Source organism: Microcoleus sp. AT8-B5 (assembly GCF_036705565.1).
Taxonomy (GTDB): Bacteria; Cyanobacteriota; Cyanobacteriia; order Cyanobacteriales; family Microcoleaceae; genus Microcoleus.
Genome location: NZ_JAUBUY010000005.1, coordinates 51,155 through 74,327 on the forward strand (window position 1 = coordinate 51,155; position 23,173 = coordinate 74,327).

The 23,173-nt window shown below is 46.4% G+C and carries 18 protein-coding genes; 7 read left to right on the forward strand and 11 right to left on the reverse strand.

Annotated elements, in window-relative coordinates; all coding sequences use genetic code 11:
• Positions 1-10: 10 nt before the first annotated feature.
• Positions 11-406, reverse strand: coding sequence for a response regulator (locus QUB39_RS05320; protein ID WP_006632892.1), 396 nt, complete (start codon positions 404-406; stop codon positions 11-13).
• Positions 407-2,483: 2,077 nt separating this feature from the next.
• Here QUB39_RS05320 and QUB39_RS05325 point away from each other — a divergent pair.
• The 3 genes from QUB39_RS05325 to QUB39_RS05335 all read left to right on the forward strand — a co-directional run bounded on the left by QUB39_RS05325 (position 2,484) and on the right by QUB39_RS05335 (position 6,954).
• On the forward strand, positions 2,484-5,036 hold the full coding sequence (locus tag QUB39_RS05325) for a DNA topoisomerase (ATP-hydrolyzing) (RefSeq protein WP_333054812.1): 2,553 nt from the start codon (positions 2,484-2,486) through the stop codon (positions 5,034-5,036).
• Between the two features lie 152 nt (positions 5,037-5,188).
• Entirely contained in the window at positions 5,189-6,676 is a 1,488-nt protein-coding gene (locus tag QUB39_RS05330) for an ATP-binding cassette domain-containing protein (protein WP_333208267.1), read from the forward strand.
• Positions 6,677-6,801: 125 nt separating this feature from the next.
• On the forward strand, positions 6,802-6,954 hold the full coding sequence (locus QUB39_RS05335; RefSeq protein ID WP_333054810.1) for a chlorophyll A-B binding protein: 153 nt from the start codon (positions 6,802-6,804) through the stop codon (positions 6,952-6,954).
• A gap of 211 nt (positions 6,955-7,165) precedes the next feature.
• Here the strand turns inward: QUB39_RS05335 and rpoD are convergent, their stop codons facing one another.
• The 4 genes from rpoD to trxB form a co-directional block, all read right to left on the reverse strand.
• The gene (rpoD, locus tag QUB39_RS05340; protein ID WP_333054809.1) at positions 7,166-8,332 is read right to left on the reverse strand and encodes an RNA polymerase sigma factor RpoD; all 1,167 of its coding nucleotides are present in this window, start codon (positions 8,330-8,332) and stop codon (positions 7,166-7,168) included.
• Between the two features lie 686 nt (positions 8,333-9,018).
• Positions 9,019-9,183, reverse strand: coding sequence for a hypothetical protein (locus tag QUB39_RS05345; RefSeq protein WP_333054806.1), 165 nt, complete (start codon positions 9,181-9,183; stop codon positions 9,019-9,021).
• A gap of 997 nt (positions 9,184-10,180) precedes the next feature.
• Entirely contained in the window at positions 10,181-11,065 is an 885-nt protein-coding gene (locus QUB39_RS05350) for an ABC transporter permease (RefSeq protein WP_333054802.1), read from the reverse strand.
• A 406-nt stretch (positions 11,066-11,471) separates the two neighbouring features.
• Positions 11,472-12,842, reverse strand: coding sequence for a thioredoxin-disulfide reductase (trxB, locus tag QUB39_RS05355; RefSeq protein WP_333054800.1), 1,371 nt, complete (start codon positions 12,840-12,842; stop codon positions 11,472-11,474).
• A 584-nt stretch (positions 12,843-13,426) separates the two neighbouring features.
• Here trxB and QUB39_RS05360 point away from each other — a divergent pair.
• Positions 13,427-14,443: a methyltransferase domain-containing protein gene (locus QUB39_RS05360; protein WP_333485024.1), complete on the forward strand. Its 1,017-nt coding sequence runs from the start codon at positions 13,427-13,429 to the stop codon at positions 14,441-14,443.
• A gap of 115 nt (positions 14,444-14,558) precedes the next feature.
• On the opposite strand, the gene QUB39_RS05365 is transcribed toward QUB39_RS05360, so the two are convergent.
• The 4 genes from QUB39_RS05365 to QUB39_RS05380 form a co-directional block, all read right to left on the reverse strand.
• Positions 14,559-15,479 carry a hypothetical protein gene (locus QUB39_RS05365; RefSeq protein ID WP_333208264.1) on the reverse strand — a complete coding sequence of 307 codons (921 nt, stop codon included), beginning with the start codon at positions 15,477-15,479 and terminating at the stop codon, positions 14,559-14,561.
• 126 nt (positions 15,480-15,605) lie between these two features.
• On the reverse strand, positions 15,606-15,902 hold the full coding sequence (locus QUB39_RS05370) for a type II toxin-antitoxin system RelE/ParE family toxin (protein ID WP_333208263.1): 297 nt from the start codon (positions 15,900-15,902) through the stop codon (positions 15,606-15,608).
• Entirely contained in the window at positions 15,899-16,129 is a 231-nt protein-coding gene (locus QUB39_RS05375; RefSeq protein WP_333104998.1) for an addiction module protein, read from the reverse strand. The genes QUB39_RS05370 and QUB39_RS05375 overlap by 4 nt, the downstream gene beginning before the upstream one ends.
• A gap of 128 nt (positions 16,130-16,257) precedes the next feature.
• The gene (locus QUB39_RS05380; protein WP_333203912.1) at positions 16,258-16,437 is read right to left on the reverse strand and encodes a hypothetical protein; all 180 of its coding nucleotides are present in this window, start codon (positions 16,435-16,437) and stop codon (positions 16,258-16,260) included.
• A gap of 150 nt (positions 16,438-16,587) precedes the next feature.
• Between QUB39_RS05380 and QUB39_RS05385 the strand changes: the two genes are divergently transcribed.
• Positions 16,588-16,827 carry a helix-turn-helix transcriptional regulator gene (locus tag QUB39_RS05385; protein WP_172186452.1) on the forward strand — a complete coding sequence of 80 codons (240 nt, stop codon included), beginning with the start codon at positions 16,588-16,590 and terminating at the stop codon, positions 16,825-16,827.
• A 59-nt stretch (positions 16,828-16,886) separates the two neighbouring features.
• Here QUB39_RS05385 and QUB39_RS05390 read toward each other — a convergent pair whose 3' ends face one another.
• Both QUB39_RS05390 and QUB39_RS05395 read right to left on the reverse strand, forming a co-directional pair.
• Positions 16,887-17,996 carry a GGDEF domain-containing protein gene (locus tag QUB39_RS05390; protein ID WP_333208262.1) on the reverse strand — a complete coding sequence of 370 codons (1,110 nt, stop codon included), beginning with the start codon at positions 17,994-17,996 and terminating at the stop codon, positions 16,887-16,889.
• 422 nt (positions 17,997-18,418) lie between these two features.
• The gene (locus QUB39_RS05395) at positions 18,419-18,913 is read right to left on the reverse strand and encodes a DUF427 domain-containing protein (RefSeq protein WP_333203908.1); all 495 of its coding nucleotides are present in this window, start codon (positions 18,911-18,913) and stop codon (positions 18,419-18,421) included.
• Positions 18,914-19,026: 113 nt separating this feature from the next.
• Here QUB39_RS05395 and QUB39_RS05400 point away from each other — a divergent pair, with 113 nt between their 5' ends.
• Together QUB39_RS05400 and QUB39_RS05405 are read left to right on the forward strand one after the other, a co-directional pair.
• Entirely contained in the window at positions 19,027-20,307 is a 1,281-nt protein-coding gene (locus tag QUB39_RS05400; RefSeq protein ID WP_333208261.1) for a GH25 family lysozyme, read from the forward strand.
• An 889-nt stretch (positions 20,308-21,196) separates the two neighbouring features.
• Positions 21,197-23,155, forward strand: a complete 1,959-nt coding sequence (locus tag QUB39_RS05405; RefSeq protein WP_333208260.1) for a cation:proton antiporter domain-containing protein — start codon at positions 21,197-21,199, stop codon at positions 23,153-23,155.
• Positions 23,156-23,173 lie beyond the last annotated feature (18 nt).

Consider the following 23,173-nt stretch of genomic DNA (forward strand, 5'->3'; position numbering starts at 1 on the left):
TATGGTTCACTCAATCAGGTAGCAAAGCCTTGATTTGATTCACAAACTCTTGATGGTCTACCACAGGCTTAGAGATGTAACCGTCGGCACCGCTTTGATCTAGAAATGTTTCTTTATCACCAGCCATCGCGTGAGCAGTCACCAAAATAATCGGCAGCGAGGCTGTTTGCGGGTCAGCTTTGAGCAGTTGAGTAATCTTAATGCCGTCAACAGATTTGCCCTGGTACACGCTGCGGGAAAGAGACACATCCATTAAAATCAAATCAGCTTCGCCGTTGGCAGCAATCTGCATCACCTCTTCAACATTTTCCGTGTGTTTCACGGCTAAGCCCCCCCGCTTAGTCAGAATTTTGGAAAAAACCCGAGCATTAACCAAATCGTCCTCTACAATCAGAACGGTTTTCATAAATAAATATGGGAAGTATAGAAACTTTGTGACTTTAGTCCAAAGAGGAACACGACACGGGGACTACATTCCCCGTCAAAAATGCAGAGTTTTTAGCGCCATCAGCCGGGAACCCTGCAAAACCCGTATGTATATCCTTGAGCCACTAGCTGTCAGAGGGTTTACAGATGCCTAGAAGCATCCAGTACCATCATTTAGACTACTATACACAGACAGTTTAGTTCTTTTTTATAACTAGACCTGCTACTGGTGACAGTCTCAAGATTCTCAGGTAGCAGGTTTCTAGTACAATCCTGGACGCATGGACGACGCCTCGCAACCAGGTTTTTGCTAGTTTTGGCGGGCTATAACGAACTATTGCTATGAAAAAACCCGGTTTGTGACTACCCGTGAGTCCTGCACTTATAGTACCCTCTCTTTCGGTCAAGCCTCCAGCTTCTACCATTTTAGATTTTAGATTTTAGATTTTAGATTTTAGATTTTAGATTTTAGATTTTAGATTTTAGATTTTAGATTTTAGATGGGAACTGATTGACTGGATATCAGTTTGGATCACGGATATACAGTTTCACTATTTTTTGAACTGGTATTAGATTCGGGAATGTGTGATAATTATTTTCCTTCTTCCTGATTAGAATCAAGCCATGTTTATTCACATACTCCCGTCGCCACCGCATTCAAAGTAGCGAATCTAGCGGGGATTGTTGGAGATTTTTAATTCTCAGTTTTAACCCCTCAAAACGGCTGAAAATATCGACGCTTCCGTTCATCTAGTGGATGTCAGACTAGGAGATAGCGCCAGGAGAGCTTTTGACTGATGAATTATATTAATATGGCATTTTTGACACTCTCAGCGAGTCACGACCACGCTCTATGGTTGAATAAGCCCAAAAATGGGAGTTCACTCATCAGAAAAAATGGGTAGAAACCCCGTGCTTCTAGCACGGCTTTATATTTTTGATTTACTACCGCCTTGGGATTGGTTAACGGGAGTGTACTTTTGTATTGCACTTTCAACGGGACAATTACCGCTTCCAATCTTCCAATCCTGTACGCATAGTATTTTGCACGGGTTGTACCTCCCATGAATGGGGTAATGTTAGCTTCGACAATGTTTCGAGAGCTTGTTAGACCTGCAACACTGTTCCTGTTACCTTAGAACTGTTTAATTGCTTCGGACAGAGCAGGGGACTAGCTACGCATCCACAGGGTGTCGTGACTCTCAAAACGTAGGCAATTAAGCCTTAGTCTGGTCAGTACGGCTTGCCAGATTTCTCTTGCAAGCCCCGTGTCTTTAGACCGGGGTTACTGACAGTCCAGTCGCCTCTACACGATCGGAACAAGTACCAGTCCCAGAGATATTCCAATTCTGCTTACTTTTCTTTTTTAATACTTTCGGAGTCCATCACGCTTCCAAAATACGGTAGGTAAGCTCGATCGTCTACCATTGCTGCTTGATCCACGCTACGGCTGTACCGAGACGAGCTCAATCTGGGGTTTCTCCTGAAGAGAATATTTCTTCGTGTAGATGGTTATTCCTAATTGCAATTAAATTCTATCATAGATTGACGGGGACTCAAGTCCCTCGTGACCGAAAGCATCGAGGATACCCGCCACGTGATTCATCCGTCCAGAAATAAAAAACCTGTATCCGATCAAGGAGCCCCCGAATTTATCTCGCGCAAGTCAATGCTTCAATTCTTTAATCTAAAATCTAAAATCGCGCAATCGATTGACGCTTTCCTAGGAAGAGCTAAAGCCTCACTAGGTTCTGAGTTTATGGCCTTCCGTGTACTCCTGTGAATCAACCTTCTCACGGCAGAAGGTAAATAGACAGGTAGGCGCAAATGAAGGCAACATAGAGGTTAGGGTAAGAGTGGAGAGTAAGAGGCAAGTGTTGCCCGTCTTCGGGACTCTGATTCTGCTTTCACAAGTTAAGTTTATTTTTATTCTTCAACTGGCCGCTTTGGTCGAACTTTCGGTTCGTCTGGGGCAAAGGCTTTTCAATCGAGACAGGAAACCTCGGCATTATTGACAGAGGCTGTTTTCACTCAGGAATTAACGGACACAAGGACTCATGGCTAAACAACTCAACCTACTTTCCGGGCAAGTAATTTCTACGCCTCTGCACGCCGAGATGCAGCAATCGTACCTCGAATATGCCATGAGTGTGATCGTCGGGCGAGCTTTGCCTGATGTCCGCGACGGTTTAAAACCAGTTCACCGTCGAATTTTATATGCGATGCACGAACTCGGTCTGACGCCAGACCGACCTTACCGTAAGTGTGCCCGGGTAGTTGGAGATGTTTTGGGAAAATATCACCCCCACGGCGACCAATCGGTTTACGACGCTCTGGTACGCATGGTTCAGGAGTTTTCGAGCCGCTATCCTTTACTGGCGGGTCACGGCAATTTCGGTTCGGTGGACAATGATCCGGCGGCTGCTATGCGGTATACGGAAACGAGGCTGGCACCGATCGCCCACGAAGCTATGCTAACCCAAGTCGGCGATGCAACTGTTGATTTTACTGGTAATTTTGACAATTCCCAGCAGGAACCGACGGCGCTGCCTGCTCAGTTGCCGTTTCTGTTACTCAACGGCTGTACGGGCATTGCTGTGGGGATGGCAACTAATATCCCGCCGCACAATTTGGGGGAGGTGGTAGACGGTTTAATTGCTTTGATTGAAAACCCGGAACTATCCGATGAGAAGTTGATAGAACTGATTCCAGGCCCGGATTTTCCAACCGGGGGGGAAATCGTCGCTACAGAGGGCATTGTTGACGCCTACACTAAGGGTCGAGGCAGCATTGCGGTCAGGGGTGTGGCCGGGGTGGAAGAGGTGCCTGGTAATCGCAAGGTGCGTACTAAAACGGCGATCGTGGTGACGGAGTTTCCGTTTCAGGTAAATAAGGCGGCTTGGATTGAAAAGGTGGCGGAGTTGGTTAATGCTGGCCGCCTCGACGGTATTTCTGATTTGCGTGACGAGAGCGATCGCGAAGGGATTCGAGTGGTGATTGAACTCAAGCGGGAATTTACTCCAGAAGCGGTTCTCGCTCGCCTTTACCAACAAACTGACCTGCAAACAAATTTTGGGGCGATTTTGCTGGCAATTGTCAACGGTCAACCGCGACAGTTGACGCTGAGACAATTGTTGCAGGAATTTCTGGATTTCCGGGAAGTGACTCTTACCCGCCGCTACAATTACGAGTTGCAGGCTGCGGAACGCCGGTGTCACATTGTCGAAGGCTTAATGTTGGCTTTGACAAATCTCGATACAGCGATCGACATTCTCAGAAATTCTCCTGACGGCTCTACTGCTAAGCAAACTTTCCAAGTTCGCCTAAATTTGAGCGAAAGTCAAGCTGATGCGATTTTGGCGATGCCGATGCGTAGGCTGACTGGTTTGGAAAGGCAAAATTTGCAGTCTGAGTTTGATGAGTTGATGGCTAATATTCAAGAATTGCAGCGGTTGTTGAGCGACAGGCGCGAACTTTTGAAGGCTTTAAAGAAGGAATTTCGATCGCTCAAACGCAAGTACGCTGACCCCCGCCGCACTAAATTCGCCAATGGAACTGCACGCGCAGCAAACGCCGAATCACAATTTGCTGGTAAGAAAAATTCTGGGGTGAAGCAGTTGTCGCCGGCAACGATTCAGCCGAACTTATTGCCCGTTCTAGAGCCAGAGGAAACTATTGTTGAATTTTCGCACAAGCAGTACGTGCGACGCTTGCCTGCTGGGGAAAAGCCACGCTCGAAAAGTCGCGAAAAATCGGTTTCAGCTTTAGAAAAAAATGAAGATTTTATTGTGACGGCAAATCTGACGAAAACCGATCGCACTTTGGTCGTCTTAACTCCTAACGGCAAAGCTTACCCGCTGAAAGTGGCGGATATTCCTAGTAGTAGCGCCAAAGACCGGGGAAGGCCGATCGTTAGTTTGTTGTCGCCGAGTGCTACTAAAGACAGTGCCGATCGCGCTTTGTCGGAAATCACAGTTGCACACTTTATTTTGCCGGAAAATTCGGAGGCGGCGGATTTAGTAACTCTGACTCAGCAAGGAAAAATTAAGCGCTTGGCGATGCAGGAATTTGCTGATTTGACTAATCGTGGCGTTACTGTTGTTAAACTCAAGGAGGACGATCGGCTGCGCTGTGCGAGTCTGGCTAAAGTCGGCGAGCAAGTGGCGATCGCAACTTCAGGAGGCCGAGTCCTCCGGTTTGAGATTGATGATGAACAACTGCCGCCAATGGGCCGCGCGGCCCAGGGTTCTCAAGTAACCAGGTTGCGGAAGCAGGAACAGTTGGTGGGCTGCATCACTCTCGACCCGAACGACAGTCTGGTGCTATTTTCCGAGTTGGGTTGGGCAAAACGAATGCCGGCAGGTTCTGTCAGACTTACTAACCGGGGCGAAATTGGCACTCAAGCTTTTCGCTTCTCAGAGCCTAAAGATGCTTTAGTTGGCTTGCTGCAGGCTGTTCCGGGTACGGATGTCAAACTTTTTACTAATTCTGGCCGCCTGCTGCGATCGACTATTGATGCTATAGCTTTTTGGGGGAAAGATGCTGCGGGCGATCGAGTTTTTGACCTGAATCCAGGTGAAAAAATTATCAAAGTTATCAGCAGTCAGTAGTCATTAGTCATGGGTCATTGGTAATGGGGAATTATTCTTCTTGCAGGACTTCTTAAGCCTTGTTCCCAGGCTATGCCTGGGAATACATACTCGGAGGCTCTGCCTCCAATTCCCCAATCTAAAATCTAAAATCTAAAATCTAAAATTGTTTAATGGCGCAAGTTGTATTAGAAAATATCTACAAAAGCTTTCCTCTCCGCCAAGGAGAACAGGAAAAAGAAGCAAACACCGTCGCAGAAAGTGTCTCGCATCTAGCCGAGCGCCCTGCGTCTAACAGCGTTTTGCGGCGCATTAACCTGACGGTCGAAGACGGGGAGTTCATGGTGCTGGTGGGCCCTTCTGGCTGCGGAAAAAGCACTTTGCTGCGATCGATCGCCGGTTTGGAAGTTTTGACGGCCGGCAATATTTGGGTTGGCGATCGACTCCTTAACGATTTGCCTCCTAAAGACCGAGATATCGCTATGGTATTTCAAAATTATGCTCTCTATCCTCACTTAACAGTTTACGATAATCTCGCCTTTGGATTGCGCCGCTCGGAAAGGGAGAAGGAAGAAGGAAGTTCGGCAACGGATTCTGTAACGGATGTAACGGATGTAACTGATAGAAGGAAGAAGGAACAAGGAACAAGGGAAAAGGGAGCAGCTAGAAGGAAGCAGCTAGAAGGGAGCAGAGAGAAGGGAGAAGAGACAGAAAAAGAAAAAGGAAGCAGGGAGAAGGCAGAAAAAATCAGGAATCAGGTAAAAGAGCTTATTAATTATTTAGCTTCTAATACTTTAAACAACGAGCGAATATATGCTTTATGGGAGGATTTTTTGGTAGGAGCTACTCGCAAGTTGCCTCCAGGTTTGCGCTATTTGTCGGAACGGGAAAAGGCTGTAGGGAAACGAGTGCGGGAGGTAGCTGAATTATTGCAAATAGAATCTCTTTTAAATCGCTTGCCGAAACAACTTTCGGGAGGGCAAAAGCAGCGGGTAGCTTTGGGTAGGGCGATGGCTAGGAATCCTGAAGTTTTTTTGATGGACGAACCGCTATCGAATCTGGATGCAAAATTGAGGGCCCAAACGAGATCGCAAATTGTGCAGTTGCAGCGACAGTTGGGAACTACAACTATTTATGTAACTCACGACCAAACTGAGGCGATGACTATGGGCGATCGCATTGCTATTATGAAGGTCGGCCAGATTCAGCAAGTAGCTCAACCTCTAGAGCTTTACAACAAGCCGGCTAATCTGTTTGTGGCTGAGTTTATCGGTTCTCCGCCGATGAATTTTTTGTCTGTGGAATTTAGTGCTCCGCTGTTGATTTCTCACCCGCAATTTCGCTTTACTTTACCCGATATTTGGGCAAAAAGTCTACAACAATATGACGGGCGAAGGCTGATTTTGGGCATTCGGCCGGAACATCTGAGCATTAACCCTCCGGCTACCAAAAATCTTTCGGTACAAGTGGAAATTGTAGAGGCTTTGGGACACGAAACTTATTTGGGGGTTTGTTTGACGGATGCTCCGGCGGTGAGGATGCAAGTGCGGGTTCCTCCTGAGCGATCGATCCGAGTTGGCGAAGAGCTTTGGTTGGCTATCGCCCATGACAAGATTCACTTGTTCGACCCTGATACCGAGTTGGCTATTTTTCCTAGTTAGGCAAAATCCTCAAGGTCGATCGACCGTTGTGACCGATATCACCAATCACAAGCTTGCATTTTTATCAAGGAATGTTATATTTATTTACATAAGCCTTACAAAAGTTAACGAAGGGAGTTCGCACTATGCAAGAACAAAAACGCAATGCTTGGAACTGGGGCTTCACCGAAGGCGCCGAAAATTGGAACGGTCGTTTGGCGATGATTGGTTTCTCTGTCGCTGTCATCATCGAATTGGTTTCCGGTCAAGGTCTGCTTCACTTTTGGGGCGTGATGTAATTTTCTAGTTAAGACTTTTTTGACAATGCAAAGCTTGGGAGTTCCGTTACGGACTCCCAAAATTTTGACAGCGCGATTTGGGCCACAAATAGGCAATTGCTCCCGGCAGTTAGCAGCACAAAATTTAACAGCTATAGCTCAAACCGGGTCGGGGGGTTCCCCCCCCCAAAAGAGTGATAATCACTCTTTCGGGTGATGCTAGCAAATTACTCTAGCGGATATATTCTTTCAAGATGCTGTTCCGGTTGGGATGGCGCAACTTCCGCAAAGCTTTAGCCTCGATTTGGCGAATCCGCTCGCGGGTGACGTTAAAGATTTGACCAATTTCCTCCAAGGTCTTCATCCGTCCGTCATCTAAGCCGTAACGCAGCCGCAGTACATCCCGTTCGCGGGGGCTGAGAGTATCCAAAACGCTTTCCAAGTCTTCCCTGAGCAGGTTTTTGGAGACTTGATCTTCTGGTGTTTCCCCGTCAGATTCAATAAAGTCTCCCAGACGTGAGTCTTCCTCTTTGCCGATCGGAGTTTCTAGAGAGATTGGCAATTGTGCGGACTTAGCAATGAACCGCAACTTCTCGATCGTCATTTCCATGCGGGTAGCAATTTCTTCTTCCGTAGGCTTGCGACCCATTTCCTGAGACAGGAGTTTAGTAGTTTTCTTGATCCGCGAAATGGTTTCGTAAAGGTGAACAGGTAGGCGGATAGTGCGCGATTGGTCGGCAATTGCTCGGGTGATAGCCTGACGTATCCACCAAGTTGCGTAGGTAGAAAACTTGTAGCCTTTTTCGTGATCGAATTTTTCAGCGGCCCGGATCAGACCCAAAGAGCCTTCCTGAATCAAATCTTGGAAAGACAAACCGCGATTCATGTATTTTTTGGCGATCGACACCACCAAACGCAGGTTTGATTGCACCATTTTTTCCTTGGCCCGACGGCCGACGTGAAGTCGGTGACGGAATGCAGGAAGTGCCATATCTACAGCATTCGCCCATTCGCTGTCTTTGGGTTCGCGGTTATACTCTTCGAGCAGTTGTTCTCGAACTCGCTCTAATTCCAGCAAATCTGCAATCTTGCGCGCTAGTTCAATCTCTTCGTCAGCTCGCAGCAGTCGAATCCGACCGATTTCTTGCAGGTAAAGACGAATAGAGTCTTCAGTATAATGCTTTTTCTTTGCCTGTGCCCGACGGCGGGCTTTGGCGCCTTTGCCAGCTTTAGTGTCGTCCTCAGATTGAGAGTCTAAGAATTCTTCTCGATCGTCTTCTTCGTCGATAAAGAGTTCCAACTCGCTCTCAGGTAGAACGCTTTCGGCGCCCCGAAGCAACTCGAGTGTTTCCATTTCCGGTGTAATTGTGGTTGCGAGTACGGTGTTAGCCTGGATCATGCCGTCTTCCTCATGCTCCTGAATTAAAGAATAAATAACAGTGGAATAGTGTCTGTTTGTAGTTTAGACAAGTTAGCCAGTATTGACATTCCCGCAGGAAAAAATAGTGGGATTTTCGGTTTGCTAGCTGAATCTGTTACCGAAACTGCACCTGTTTTATGAGTCACGGTTCGAGTTCTGGTTTGAAGCAGGCAGCGCATTCAATCGATCGCAAATTTTAACATCGCGACCTTGAATTGAGCTAGCGGCTTTTTCTTTCGGAACGAGTTACCACATCACCTGCGATACCTTGCCCACAGAAGCAAACCATGAAGTGCGATCGATCGCACTTCCAAAAATACTGGCTTTTTTACTCGGTACTTCGAGCTTTTACCCGTACAAGTTTTCCCGCACGGAACCCTCTAACTTTTGTATTTGAGGTATCGAACTTTTGATTCGCCTTGCTTTCACTCTGGTTGTCAGACATGACAGTTGCACGGCAAATTTTCGCCACCTTGGATGTCGGTCTGCTGCCTCAAATGCAACAGCAGAGGGTTGAAGCACCAAAAGGGGAGAATCGGATCTTGCCAAGACCTTCCCGATTGTAGCCTTTCTCACAAAAAATGGAAGTTGTTTTCCATTGTTTGTCAAGAACTAGGAAAACTCTGTCAGCTTAGCTTGACAATACTAACTCATGTCCAGCTCTGCTAAATCCTGAGAACGGCCCGCAAAAACTTTGGCACGATCGAACGGCGCTGTTTTCTGCGTATATCTGGGTGAACGGCTGCGGCGTAGTTGGCCAGACAGTTAGCAGACAATTTTTGAGTTGCCCAAATTGGAACCAATACCATCCGTGTAGATACACCCATCATTACCCTGTTTCCCTGAATTGAATCATACGCAATCTGCGATTGAATAAAGCTCGTAGCTTTAGTTTTAAGCCGGCCACTCTGGATTAGAGACCGACTCTGACCCCCTATGAAGCGTTGCGGGTTGAGTAGTGCAACAGGGGCTTTCATTGTTAAGTTAGCTCAAATCTCAGAAATTGGCTTTAATTTTGACGTTAAATCACATTAAGTTCTTAACGTCACATTCTTATTTAAGCAGTTCGACACGAGTTTGTCGCGTCCGTGGCAAAAACCACCCGGATAAATTCTACTGAGAGTTAACCCGCCGCGCAACTCTCGGCTGTGGACTTCTCTAAAATTTTTGGCTTTCGGTTCGCACTTACGCGATCGCACTGTCTCACAAACAATACAATTCGACATCTCCCGGAAGTATAACTTCACGATTCCTTTAAATACATTGTGACAGTGTGAAGATTCAATAAACTCCTTCCATCAATTTTAGGTAGGATTCCCGAATTGTCTTGATAATTTCAAGCAGACGGAAAAAAATCCCCAGCGGACGTTGATGCAACTACCTGCAGATGATAACTCCGCCAGGGAAGGAAAATTTACCCAGTTAGCGATGTGCTTGCTATTGTTGGAGAAGGCATAAGCTGCAGGATGCGCTTAAAGAAATGGAACGGTAGGACGTTGGTGCGATGCTCAAAATTTTGTTATTATTTACAGCGTGTCATCAGAAAGCACAGAGCCTTGCTTTATCCTCTAGTGTGGTTTAAATTATGTGGCTTGACCTTTAGGGGAGGAAGCTATCAATAAAAATTTCAGCTCCGTGCCTGTATTGACAACAGAACGAAGGTTTACGAAAAAGAATTCACCTGATTGAGATAAAGATTTAGTAATTAATCGGGCCGAGATTACCATCTCTTTATAGCGCCTGTTTGTAGTCAGGACTTCAGTTTTTTTATATTTGTGAATAAGCACTAAAGTCCTGACTGCCAACTTAATTTAACCGCAAGACAGATTACTGCTGATTCCGCAGGCGAGGGTTAACAAACTCGTTTAATCCTTCCCCCACCAAAGATAGTCCCACCACCATTAAAGTCATTGCCAAACCGGGAAACAAAGCTGTCCACCAAATACCAGTAGGTAGCGCATCTAAAGCTAAACGCAAGTCGTGTCCCCATTCGGGAGTTGCTTCGGGAAGTCCTAATCCCAGAAATCCCAAACCTCCTAATGTTAAAATTGCATCGGCCGCGTTGAGCGCAAACAGCACCGGTACGCTCTGAATCACATTCAGAAACAGGTAGCGCGAAAGCACTGTCCAAGTGTCAGCACCCATTGCTCGCGCGGCTTCGACAAATAATTCGGTTTTGACGCTGACGGTGTGATTCCTGACGACGCGGTAGTATTGAGGGATGTAGGAAATGCTCAGGGCGATCGCAGCATTCAAAACTCCTTTTCCCACTACAAATGCTAGCGTCAGAGAAAGTAGCAGCCCCGGCAAAGTATAAATTGTATCCATTAAAAATAACAACACTCGATCGAGCTTGCCACCCAAATAACCGCTAACCAAACCCAGCGGCACACCGATAAACAAACTCAAAGCAGTGGCTAAAATTACCACTTGCCAAGCCGCGCGAGAAGCAAACAGCGTGCGCGAAAACACATCGTAGCCACTGCGGCTAGTACCAAACCAATAATTCGCCGACGGCGGTTCGTGGATGGGGTTACTCAAAGCCTCGGTAGGATTTTGCAGCCATCCCCAAGCTTGCATAGCTGGAGACAAGGTTGCTACCAATATAAACACGGCAGTTATTGTCAAACCTGCCCACATCATTTTCATTGACAGGCTTGACGGTGAGGCACTGTTGAGAAATCGCGGTAGTCGGAGGCGGCTTTGAGCCATAATGACGATCGACCTATATAAGACTTTTCGATTTTAGTAGCACTCAGGCGAAAAAACCCGGAACAGTCAATCGATTTTAGATTTTAGATTTTAGATTTTCGATTGACTTGCGCGAGATAAATGCTCTTTCTTGAGGATTTTCGATTTTCGATTTGGGATTGATTCCACGGATAAATCACGTGGCGGGTACCACCTTTGAAATTCCTGGTCAAAAATCCTCTTTCTCATTCGCCAAACACTCGCGACAAACCGGGTTTTTTCGCGCGATGGGGCTAAAAAAACCCGGTTTCTCCCCTGCACGAGACTGGCGCGCAGGGGAGAAACCGGGTTTTTGGCAGGTGGGACACAAGTTGAGTTTAGGAAAAATCTCTCTTGGCACACCTCCAATCTAAAATCGATCGAATTCCTACAAATTACTGGCAATTAACTCGCGGTACTGGCTTTTCGGCTTAACTCCTTTGAGCTCAGCCACCAAATCTTTGTCTTTGAAATACTGAATCGTCGGCGTACCCATCACGCCAGCATTTTCAGCAATTTCAGGATCTTCTTCGATGTCAATTTCCACGTAGTGGATTTTGCCATCGAACTCATCTACTACTTTGCTCAAAATCGGCTTGAGGCTGTGGCAAGGCCCACAACTCGGAGAGGCATATTTGACCACAATCAGTCGATCGCTATCGTGGAACAACTTCCGCAAAGCATAACCTCCTTCGTGGCGCGTCTCTTGGATATCAAAGTTCTCGCTGGTTTTGCGTACTTTTGGAGTTTCTGGCGCTGCTAGGGGTTGCTCGGATTCCTCAGTTTGATGGAATTCCTGCGTTAAACCGTTAACTGACAGCCAACGTTCTGCCAGCATCGCACCCATACAGCCGCTGCCGGCTGCGGTGATTGCTTGGCGAAACTCGTGGTCTTGCACGTCGCCGACGGCGTAAACTCCCTCGACGCTGGTTTCTACCGAACCGTGTTTGGTGGCGATATAGCCTACTTCGTCGAGTTCTAGCTGACCTTGGAACAGTTGAGTGTTGGGAGTGTGACCGATCGCGTAAAACAATCCTTTCACCAGCAAATCGCTCTCGGCGCCGGTCTCGATATTTCTAATTCTCACCCCGTCCATTTTGCCCCCTGGCTCTCCCAAGATATCCACTGCTTCGGTGTTCCAGTGCACGGTAATTTTGGGATTGCTCAGCACTCGGTCTTGCATGGCTTTGCTGGCGCGCATTCGATCGCGCCGCACCAGCATATGTACATGAGAGCCGTATTTTGTCAAATAAATAGATTCTTCCGCTGCGGTGTCGCCCGCGCCGATGACAGCTAAGTCTACTCCTTTAAAAATTGGGGTAGCGCCGTCGCAAATCGCACAGGCCGAAATGCCGTGACTCCAAAATACGTGTTCGCTAGGTAGCCCCAGCCGTTTCGCCGTCGCGCCTGTAGCGATTACTATCGTGTGGGTTTTGATTTCTCTGTCTTCCGATCGCACTGTAAACGGACGCTTGGTCAAATCCACCGAAATTACATCTTCTGTGTATAATTCGGCACCCCAGCGCACTGCTTGAGCTTTCATCCGATCCATCAGTTGCGGCCCGGTGATGCCTTCGGGAAAGCCGGGAAAGTTTTCGACTTCTGTGGTGGTCATCAGTTGACCGCCGGGGATGCCTCCCATTTGGTAGCCTTCAAAGACTACGGGTTTCAGGTTTGCCCTCCCCGCGTAGATGGCTGCTGTGTAGCCTGCTGGGCCTGAGCCGATAATTACTAGGTTTTCTACGGTTTCGTCGGTCATAGCTATTTAATTAAACTCATAACGACTTCGTTTTACTAATTCTAGCAGAGTTCGATCGAGTTTGGTGGGATGCCATTGTGCGATCGAGGATCTGTATCTATATCTTGAGGGTCGATCGGTCTTCGGGGCAACTCCAGCTACTTTGATAAGCAAAAACAATCTAAAAGTCGATTTAGTTTTAAATGTTCGATCTATTTTAAGGGCTGAAATCTTAAGAAAATCTAAAGACGACCAAAATTATTGACTTCATTCTCAATTATTTTACCTATTTACTTGTTTTGAGGCTTGTGGTACGATTTTCATAATCCAGGGGCATTATGACTAATTTTACTTTTTGACGCTGCAAGCTTTTAAAATCGTAAAATTAACGAATTCGCAAATGTAATAAGTACAATTATTTATGCAAAATCCGCATTTGATGGTTTAAGAATTGTAACGCAGATTTTGCCATTTTTGACAAAATACAGTATTTGTGGTATGCAAGGTGCGATCGGGGGAAATTAGAAGGAAATTTTTAACCGCTTCGGAAGCACAGGCGGGACGCCCGTGCCACGATAAACATAGAATTTTATAATTGTGTCTGAATGGATAAAATCAAGATATTGTTTGTGTGCAGTCAGAATAAGTGGAGAAGTTTGACTGCCGAGAAGATATACCAGAAGGTTAGTGGCTACAGCGTGCGATCGGCTGGAACGGAAAAAGGTGCAAGAATTAGAGTAACTGAGGGTTTGCTGGGCTGGGCGGATTTGATATTTGTGATGGAGAAGAAGCATGGCGATCGACTTCGCAGCAAATTTCCGCAAAGTCTCGAAGGCAAGAAAGTTATTTGCCTGCAAATCCCGGACAATTACGAATATATGGAACCGGAATTAGTCGAGCTTTTGCAGGCGAAACTCAATCCCTATATGGAAATTCCAGAGAACGAGATAAATTTTATGCAGCGAGTTTTGGAACCGGAAGTGATGGATTCCTTGGAAGAGGCGATCGAATACGATTCGATGGACTTTACTGAGGTTAATGCTGCTTTTGCTCAGAGTGCTGCGGCCTTGGGGCCGGTTTTTGGAAACGTTTTGGATGCGGGGACGGGTACGGCGAGAATTCCGATCGCCCTTTCTCAACTCCGGCCTGAGTGGAAATTGACTTGCATCGATTTGTCGCCAAATATGCTGAAAGTTGGGGCCCAAAATGTGGAAAAGGCGGGGGTGCGATCGCAAATTAGTCTCGAATTAATCGATGCTAAGGCCATGCCGTATCCAGACAGTTATTTTGACATGGTGATTTCCAACAGCATTATCCACCATTTGCCCGATCCGCTGCCGTTTTTGCAGGAAGTCAAGCGGGTGTTGAAGCCGCAGGGAGCAATTTTTTTGCGGGATTTGCTGCGGCCGGAAAAACCGGAAATCAGGGATAATTTAGTCAAGCTTTATGCGGGAGATTGCAACGCGCATCAGAAACAGTTATTCAGCGATTCGCTGCAAGCAGCATTTACGCTGGATGAAGTTGAGGAGATGATGCAAAATGCCAGGTTGGATGGGTTGAGGATTTATGAATCTTCAGACCGGCACTGGACGGCAGAACGTGCTTGGTGCGAGACTTTGTAGACTGGGACGATCGGTTGCAAATATCTACTTTTGGGCAGGAAGAATTAGTATGATTGAACCGCGAAGACGCGAAGGACACGAAGGAAGAATAGGGAAGAAAAAGCCAGAATCAGCGTTAGGGTAATGGAATTATGCGGCGCATGAGGTTTCCGCTAATGTCTTCATCCAACCACTCAAGTGCATCGGGTTCCCAGTAGGCAGTTGCTAGTGGCAACCAACCAAAAAAAGAGCCAAGTCCACCGCAAATGGAGCATCCGCCGTCTCCGCCTCGGACTGTATGTTTGTCGCTAATTACCTCGCCATCGTAAGGATTTTGAGCGATGTGGAGTCCGAAAAGGTTGGGCTGCAAGTGGAGTTTCCAGTCGGCTGCCTTGTCAGTTGGGTAGCAATCGCTAGGATTTAAGTCTCCCCAGCGAAATAGAGTGGTACTTCCGGCACCGCAAGCATACTCCCATTCGTCGAAAGTTAGCAAGCGCAGTCCTTCAGTCGCCAATTCAGTCGCGAGTTCTTCATGCGTTTTGCTCGTAATTTGCCAAGCCTCAATCGAGCCATCCTCAGCACGATCGAATCCGTATCTATCGTTACATATCATCCTCTGCCTGTCTGGAAACTCTTTTAATAAATTCTGGATTTTAAGTGACTCCGAACTAATTGCCTCAAGACCGATTTTTGTTGGTTTAATTTCTACAAGCATCGGCGAAAATGTCACCTTTCGAGGAGGTGTAGTGACGCTTTGGACGTAAGAGTATATATCTCGATCGATCTCATACACCTGGGCAGTATCTTGAAATGATTCGATTTGCTCGTCTGTCGGGCGAAAGTTGTAGGCTTCGTATCCGATTTGGACTTCACCTCCTGGCATCAGAGAAAATAAAGCTCCTCCATACTCGAAAATGGCAATAGAGAGTTCGGGGCCGCCATCAGGGTAAAATCGCAAACCTTTAAAAATTACTAACTGTGGCAGATGTGCTGCTAATTCCTGTGAGTAGCGATTTTTTTGTTCTTCGCTCAATTTTTGCCATTCCTGCAATTCCATAAGCCAAAAGTTCCTCAACTCAAGTAGAGTTAACGTAGGGTGCGTCGCCCTTGAAAATTCTCGCCCTTGTGTATTTATCCCATAGCGACGCACCATACCGCGATATATCTCCTATCCGTAAAATTCTTAGACTCGTGACTGCCAAGTTTTCGGCTCTCGCTTGCTGTGAAATATCCCGATAACTACAATTTGCTCCGGTTCAACACGGTAGAAAATTAAGTAGGGAAACTGTCGCACAACTATGCGCCTCATTTCTTGGAAAATAGTTGGGTAGGCTTCTGGGGTCACGCTAATTCGATCGAGTGCTTCTTCTATACGATTGAGAAACTCTACTCCAAGTCCTGCACTTTGTTGCTCGTACCAATCAACAGCCTCATCAAACTCTTCCTGTGCAGCCGGACGCAGGACAATAGAAAGGCTCACTGTTGCAACCTCGCCATTGTTCTAGCTTTTACTTCTTGCCAAGAAATAACCGCATTGGGGTTTGTTTCGTGGTCTAGCAGGCGGCGAGATAGCTCTATCCTTTGAGATTCAGTTAATTCAAGATGTTCGGGATCTGCGCTTATGCTGTCCCATATCGCTTGTACTAAGCGAATTCTGTCATTAACGCTCAAACTAATAATTTCTGCAAGAGTACCAGCGAGATCCATAGCTTAAAAATGCGTCACAGCTAAATACTTTTCCACATTTTATCGCAAAGATTGCTGGAAAGGAGCGATCGCACCTCCCCAGCTATTCGCCGTACTGTTGCGCGATCGCTTCCAAACTCAAAACTAATTTACGAGCGATCGCCCGGATCGAACACGACTATTAGGCGAGCTTCCGGCAACAACTGTCGCAAAATGCGGATCTGACCGTCTGCATCCGACCAACTACGAAACCGACCCACAACGCTTCTTTGTAAATTGGGAAGCAAGCGAACAATAATCCAGGAATTCAGACGCTGTTTGTAAGGCATAATCGATTCATGCTCCTTTCCAAAGGGGTATTAGAGCCAGTCCTTGTACTTTCCACGGTTCTGGACTGGCTATTAAACATATTGTCTAATCAATTTATTGTTTAGTCAAGATGCTTAAGCATCTTATAGAAAAAATGTGCGATCAAAGTTATGCCGAAAAAGCCCGTTCCGCGACCTGAAGATGAAGAGTCGCACTTAAAGAAGCTCAGGGAAGAACTGGAGATGAGTCAGGAAGATTTGGCGCGAGAGCTTGGCGTTTCGTCGCAAACCATCAGCCGTTGGGAGTTGGGGAAGAATGTGCCGACGTTCACCGTCAAGCAGATGAAAGCTTTGGAGAAATTGCTGGCTAGCATCGGGAGGTCGATCGGAGATTTGCCAGACAATCTGTGATGGAAACCATTAAACCAGCCCACGGATAAATCCCTGGATCGCTTTTTCCAATCTAAAATCTAAAATCTAAAATCTAAAATCACTCGATCGCGCCCTAGGTCTTTAGCATGATAAAGCGCGCGGTCTGCCGCTGCAAGTAGGTTTTCCTGAGAAGTTTCGGGCTGAGGAAACGTGCTCGCTACCCCCAAACTCAGCGTCACGAAAGAACACACCGCTGAATTAAGGTGTTCGATTTCTAGTTCTTTGACGCAAACTCGAATTCGCTCTGCAATCCAAACAGCTATTTCAGACGAAGTGCGGGGTAAAATTACCGCAAATTCTTCACCTCCGTAACGAGCCACCAGAGTCTCCCCGGAAACTGCGCCTGCTGAGTAATGTACAGCCTCAACAATAGTTTTGGCTACCTGTTGCAAACAAGCATCTCCCGCCTGATGCCCGTACGTATCGTTGTATTTCTTAAAAAAGTCAACATCGCATAAAATCAAAGATATTTCTGCCGCAGCTTCTCCCAATTCTTGCCATTCTTTTTGTAAGTATTCGTTAAAACAGTGGCGGTTGGCAATCTGAGTTAAGCCATCTAAGTTAGCAAGGCGATACAATTCTGAATTAGCTGCTTTTAATTGAGAATTAGCTGCTTCTAGCTCGGATTGCGTGACTGATAAATTGTAATAAAGTTCGCTCATAGACCAAGTAGCTTCTTGGTGAATTTGGGATAAAGCTACCCAGAGTTGATGCACGTCTAAAAGTCGGTAAACTTGAGGTTCTAACTGCACAACAATCGGCTCGTAAAGCAGTTCCGGCGGTCGCTGCACGGAGCGCTGAGCTGCCATGACAATTAAGGCTACTCCTGGTAAAATCAAACTATCGGTTTGAGCTATTTGATACAAGGCTATAATCGGTCTGCAAGCAAATATATCTACTCCGTAAGGGCGGCTCATGCGTTCCATAAATCGCCGACGCGATATCATCCCTAAAAATTCTCCATTTACGGTTAAGATAACTCCCGGAAGCAGCGGGTGAGATTGAAAAAACCGGGCTACTTCTTTGGCTAGATATGAGGAGTCAACCTGAAAATTGAATAGAGCCAGATCCTTAAGAGTAGACTCTAAAGATAAATTTTTGGGTGAGTTTTCTGGCGAGTTGGACGGCTCAATAAATTCAACAGACACAGCACAGATCCGAATAAATAAATAATAAAGAAGCAACAAAGCTAGTGTCAGATATTAACTTATACTAACATTTATTTATGAACAGTCACTGTATTCTTGACTACACTGTTTATTTCAAGGGATAAGCTGCTGCGTTAGCTTCTGCCTTGCCTGCATTGCATTACATTGATTCATTCTCACTCAATTAGAAAGCTATTGAGTTATTATTCATTTTTTTAATGTTGGCTTTTTGCGTCGTAATAAAAATATTTCAGAGCCATTCCTTAACTCATTCAATGCGATCGCACACTCAAGAAACCTGGTTTTTATTTAAACCTGGGTCAAAGCTGTAACGATGTTTAAATAAAAAGACGTGGTTTCTGTCGCTGTTCTCAACTGAAAACTCAAAACTCAAAACTGAAAACTCAAAACTCAAAACTTCCTCACCACCCCCAAGTTCCCGGCCCTCCCTTAAACGGGCCGACAATATCTTTGGTAATCCAGCCGCCGTAAAAATCCCCTGGTTGAGATTGCACTAATTCCCCGTCCACATAACAGGCATCCATCTTGCTCGGATAAAAAGCCACATAATCTTTAATAGCTGCAAAAACCTGATTAGGATTGGGATAAAACCAAGCAGCATTTACTACTTCTTTCGACTCTACCGTCACAGTGTAATAACCGGCTTGTCCCTTCCACTCGCACCAAGAACCTCGTAAAGTTTTGTGCAAATATTCCATTTTGATGTCATCGGGGCAGATATAGTAGGCAGGAGGGTGGCTTGTCTCCAATACCCGCTGAGGACGGCGCGTGTCGGCGATCGTCACTCCATTAAAAATTATCTGTACGTGTTTGGTCGATTCCTCAAGCCGAGGGGGACGCGGGTAATCCCAAACAGACTCTTGACCAGGGCCGGGCTCTATTCGATCGAAGTTCATTCGCACCATCTCCCCTGTAAAAAAACAATTAGCGACTTAGCATTACAATTTTAATGTACCCTTAATCGAGTCGCTGCTTCAGAGCAAACCAGCTTTTCTCAACTCTTCGTCATATGAGTATTCGCGGTATAGATGTTTCCGACTACCAGCCCAATGTCAATTGGCCAGCAGTTGCCCGGGATGGTATCACCTTCAGTTTTGTCAAATCGACCGAAGGTGCAACGTTCGTTGCCCAAACTTTCGCTCGCAATTGGGCGGCGATGAAAGCGGCGGGGATTCAACGCGGTGCTTACCACTTTTTTCAACCTGCAAGCAGCATTCAAGGACAAATAGATTTGTTCTTGAAAACTGTAAAACTCGAACCGGGGGATTTGCCACCAGTCTTGGATATCGAAACTACAGGCGGTTTGACTGCGACTCAATTGTGCGATCGAGCCGCAATTTGGCTAGAAGCAGTCGAAAAAGCCACCTTGATGCGGCCGATTATCTACACGTACCCCGGTTTCTGGGACAACTTGGGGACAAAACGGTTTGCCGATTATCCACTGTGGATTGCTCACTATACCACTGCTGAAGAACCTTGGGTTCCCGGCGGCTGGAAAACTTGGACTTTTTGGCAATACAGCGACAGCGGCAGCGTGTCGGGCGTATCGGGCAATGTAGACACCAATATTTATGAAAGCGTCCGAGAAGGCACCGTAAGTTATAAAGTTGCAGACATCCAAAGGGAATTAAGAATTAAAGGTTTCTATCAAGGCGCGATGGACGGTAAATTTGGAGCTACCACCACAGCGGCGCTCATCTCATTTCAGAAATCTCAAGGTCTCAATCCAGACGGTATTGCCAGCCTCAAAACCTGGGCCGCTTTGATGCGAAAATCTCCCAAAGTAATTGTCCCTCCTCCAGCGCCGACACCCGTCCCGCAGCCGACTCCTGCTCCGACTCCCACTCCCATCTCAGACGTGCGCCTGACTCAGGTATTCTCGTCTTATCAAGCTAAGGCTAGTCAAGATACTGCCTTAATTTGGCTGCAAAGTCAAGTTTCTACCTCTGTTTTAGGGGAATTTGCTCAAAAATGGCGGGCGACTACCTTACCTCAAGATAGTAATTTGCGATTGATAGATGTGGGAAAATTTTATCGCGGTTTAGCACAACAAGACCAAGCTTTAGATTGGCTGCAAAAACAACTTTCTCCGGCTATTATTAACGAGTTTGCACAAAAATGGCGAGCTCAATCAACTGTCACTAATTCTCCGATTCGGCTGATAGATGCGTGCAAATTTTATCGGGCCGCACCCCAGCAAAACCAGGCTTTAGATTGGCTGGAAGGGCGAATTTCGCCGGCCATTCTATCGGAGTTTTTTCGCAGGTGGCAGAATGCGAGTCGATTATAGATTTTAGATTGAGTCTAAAGATGAATCTTGTGATGTAAAATTTTAGATGGGAACTCTACTCTAAAGATGAGTGTGGGAACGATAGATTAGATTATAGATTTTAGATTTACTCTACAGATGAATCTTGGGATTTTAGAGTTTTTTAGATGGAAACTCTACTCTAAAGATGAGTCTGGGGGCGATCGATTTGAGATGTGAGCTTTTTAATTGGAGATTGACCGAAAGCATCCAGGATACAAGCCCCCGGATTTATTCCGAAAGCAGACTCAGGACCGGTGAAATAAAAAACCTGTAAGCTGTCGCGCATTTAAATTGTAGATTGAGGGCGGGCGGGACGCTAGGGCCCCTACTCCCCACAAGACTTTAAAAATTTTTGACATACCATTTAAATGCCGCAACAGCTTATCCGATGAAACTTGCCCCCCGAATTTATCCGTGGGGTCAATACTTCAATTCTAAAATCTAAAATCTAAAATCTAAAATCGATTGACTCCCCATCAAAATTCGTCAAATCCTCTCCCTCTGTGCCCGCATCCCCATCGGCATCGGAGTCTCGAACATAACAGACAATCTCTGGCTTAAGCTGTCGCGCATTTAAATTGTATATTCAGGGCGGGCGGGACGCTAGGGCCCCTACTCCCCACAAGACTTTAATTTTTTTTGACATACCCTTTAAATGCCGCAACAGCTTAGCTACAGCTTACTCGCATCTTTGACGCCAAGAGAATTATCTGATAAAGTTATAGCGACTATCAAGGTTTTTTAATCTTATTGGGAAAAATCCAGGGCCGTGCCGAGTTTGTAAGCTGCGCCGAAAATAGCGCCTGCACTCAAATTACCCGCGATCGAACATTTAAAACTGAGCGGGCAGCCTGTAACAATTATATCTATGGAAATCCCCTTTAACATCACCCAGTTGATGGTCATGACCGTCATCTGTGGCATCAGCGCTCAAGTTATCGCCGCTTATCTGAAAGTTCCGGCGATCGTCTTTTTGCTGTTGTTTGGCATTTTAGCCGGCCCAGACTGCTTGGGAGTGCTGCACCCGAATCTGCTGGGAAGCGGTTTGGAAGTTATGGTATCCCTTTGCGTAGCTTTAATTCTGTTTGAAGGCGGCTTGAATTTGGAATTGCGAGATTTAGGCAAACTTTCCGGCAGCATCCGCAATTTAGTTACCGTAGGCACTTTAATTACGCTCATAGGCGGCGGAATGGCCGCACACTGGTTGGGAGAATTTCCCTGGCCGATCGCATTTTTGTATGCTTCTCTAGTAGTCGTCACAGGCCCGACAGTAATCGGCCCTTTGCTCAAACAAGTATCCGTTGACAAAAAAGTTGCCGCCTTGCTAGAAGCAGAAGGCGTTTTAATCGATCCTGTCGGGGCAATTCTGGCAGTATTGGTGCTGAATATTATTTTAAACGGCAATGCTGATTTGCTGGTTTTGTTCCGAGATTTAATCGTGCGACTCTTCGTTGGCGCACTCGTCGGAGTTGCGGGAGGTTGGCTGCTGGGATTCATTCTCAAGCGATCGCAATTTCTCTCAGAAGACCTCAAAAACTTAGTAGTATTAGCTGGTTTGTGGGGATTTTTCGGCTTAGCAGAAGAAATCCGCAGCGAATCGGGACTGATGGCAACAGTGGTATCCGGCATCGTCCTCAGAGCCGCTGCTGTGCCAGAAGAAAGGCTGCTGAGGAGGTTTAAAGGGCAACTCACAGTCCTGGCTATTTCCATGCTGTTCGTGCTGCTGGCGGCCGATTTATCCCTCGCTAGTGTGGTCGCCCTCGGTTGGGGAAGTTTGTTTACAGTTTTAGCTTTAATGTGGGTAGTGCGCCCGATCAACGTTTGGCTGTGTACTTGGAACAGCGGACTGAATTGGCGGCAGAAATTATTTGTTTGTTGGGTAGCGCCGAGGGGAATTGTCTCAGCGTCGATCGCATCTTTATTTGCAATTTTGCTCACCCAGCGGGGAATCAACGGCGGCGACTCGATTAAAGCCTTAGTTTTCCTAACAATTATTATGACAGTTTTCGTCCAGGGACTAACAGCCGGACGGATGGCTCAACTTTTGGGAATTACCTCAAAATCGGCAACCGGTGCTGCAATTGTGGGGTCAAATCCTTTGAGCAGATTAATTGCTCGCTTGTTTCAAGAACGCGGAGAATCGGTGGCAATTATCGACACGAACCCGGAAGCTTGTGCACAAGCAGAACGAGAAGGTTTGCGGGTGTTTTTGAGCAGTGCTCTGGATCACAGCGTGTTAGAAGAAGCCGGACTGGATTCGATGGGAACTTTTTTGGCAATGACTAACAACGGCGAGGTAAACTTAGTGTTAGCTCAGCGAGCTGCTGAAGAGTTTGCACCCCCAAGGGTTTTGGCAATATTCCCCAAAGATCCGCAAGCAAATACGCCTGCTAATCAGAGTAAAATCAATCAAGCTTTTGTCTCCGATTTGTCGCTGAAGGATTGGAACGAATATTTGAGCGACGGCGAAGTGAAATTGGGGGAAACTGAGTTAAAAACAGAGGGATTGCAGTTTCAGATTGCTCACTTACAAGCTTTAGTTAAAGCCGGGGAGTTAGCGCCGCTGCTGCTGGAAAGGCAGGGATACTTGCAAGTAGTGTCGGCAACTCAGATTTGGCAAGCGGGCGATCGAATTATTTATTTGCTGTACGATCCGACACCGAAATTGTTGAAAAGATTGTCTGGTGCGTCGCAGTCTCGCTTGACTTTGGAAAAGCATCAGGTAGTTGAGGAAGTGCCGATTCCTTCTCCGGTTTTAGAGGAGGTTTTGGAGTCAGCAAAAATAGTTCCAGAGGATGAAATTTTGCAGCCGCCTGTTTCGCGATAAGGGTTTGTATCCCCGATC

Coding starts and splice junctions, on each gene's coding strand:
- QUB39_RS05320 (WP_006632892.1), bottom strand. CDS start 406: ATGAAAACCGTTCTGATTGTAGAGGACGATTTGGTTAATGCTCGGGTT.
- QUB39_RS05325 (WP_333054812.1), top strand. CDS start 2,484: ATGGCTAAACAACTCAACCTACTTTCCGGGCAAGTAATTTCTACGCCT.
- QUB39_RS05330 (WP_333208267.1), top strand. CDS start 5,189: ATGGCGCAAGTTGTATTAGAAAATATCTACAAAAGCTTTCCTCTCCGC.
- QUB39_RS05335 (WP_333054810.1), top strand. CDS start 6,802: ATGCAAGAACAAAAACGCAATGCTTGGAACTGGGGCTTCACCGAAGGC.
- rpoD (WP_333054809.1), bottom strand. CDS start 8,332: ATGATCCAGGCTAACACCGTACTCGCAACCACAATTACACCGGAAATG.
- QUB39_RS05345 (WP_333054806.1), bottom strand. CDS start 9,183: ATGATGGGTGTATCTACACGGATGGTATTGGTTCCAATTTGGGCAACT.
- QUB39_RS05350 (WP_333054802.1), bottom strand. CDS start 11,065: ATGGCTCAAAGCCGCCTCCGACTACCGCGATTTCTCAACAGTGCCTCA.
- trxB (WP_333054800.1), bottom strand. CDS start 12,842: ATGACCGACGAAACCGTAGAAAACCTAGTAATTATCGGCTCAGGCCCA.
- QUB39_RS05360 (WP_333485024.1), top strand. CDS start 13,427: ATGGATAAAATCAAGATATTGTTTGTGTGCAGTCAGAATAAGTGGAGA.
- QUB39_RS05365 (WP_333208264.1), bottom strand. CDS start 15,479: ATGGAATTGCAGGAATGGCAAAAATTGAGCGAAGAACAAAAAAATCGC.
- QUB39_RS05375 (WP_333104998.1), bottom strand. CDS start 16,129: ATGGATCTCGCTGGTACTCTTGCAGAAATTATTAGTTTGAGCGTTAAT.
- QUB39_RS05380 (WP_333203912.1), bottom strand. CDS start 16,437: ATGCCTTACAAACAGCGTCTGAATTCCTGGATTATTGTTCGCTTGCTT.
- QUB39_RS05385 (WP_172186452.1), top strand. CDS start 16,588: ATGCCGAAAAAGCCCGTTCCGCGACCTGAAGATGAAGAGTCGCACTTA.
- QUB39_RS05395 (WP_333203908.1), bottom strand. CDS start 18,913: ATGAACTTCGATCGAATAGAGCCCGGCCCTGGTCAAGAGTCTGTTTGG.
- QUB39_RS05400 (WP_333208261.1), top strand. CDS start 19,027: ATGAGTATTCGCGGTATAGATGTTTCCGACTACCAGCCCAATGTCAAT.
- QUB39_RS05405 (WP_333208260.1), top strand. CDS start 21,197: ATGGAAATCCCCTTTAACATCACCCAGTTGATGGTCATGACCGTCATC.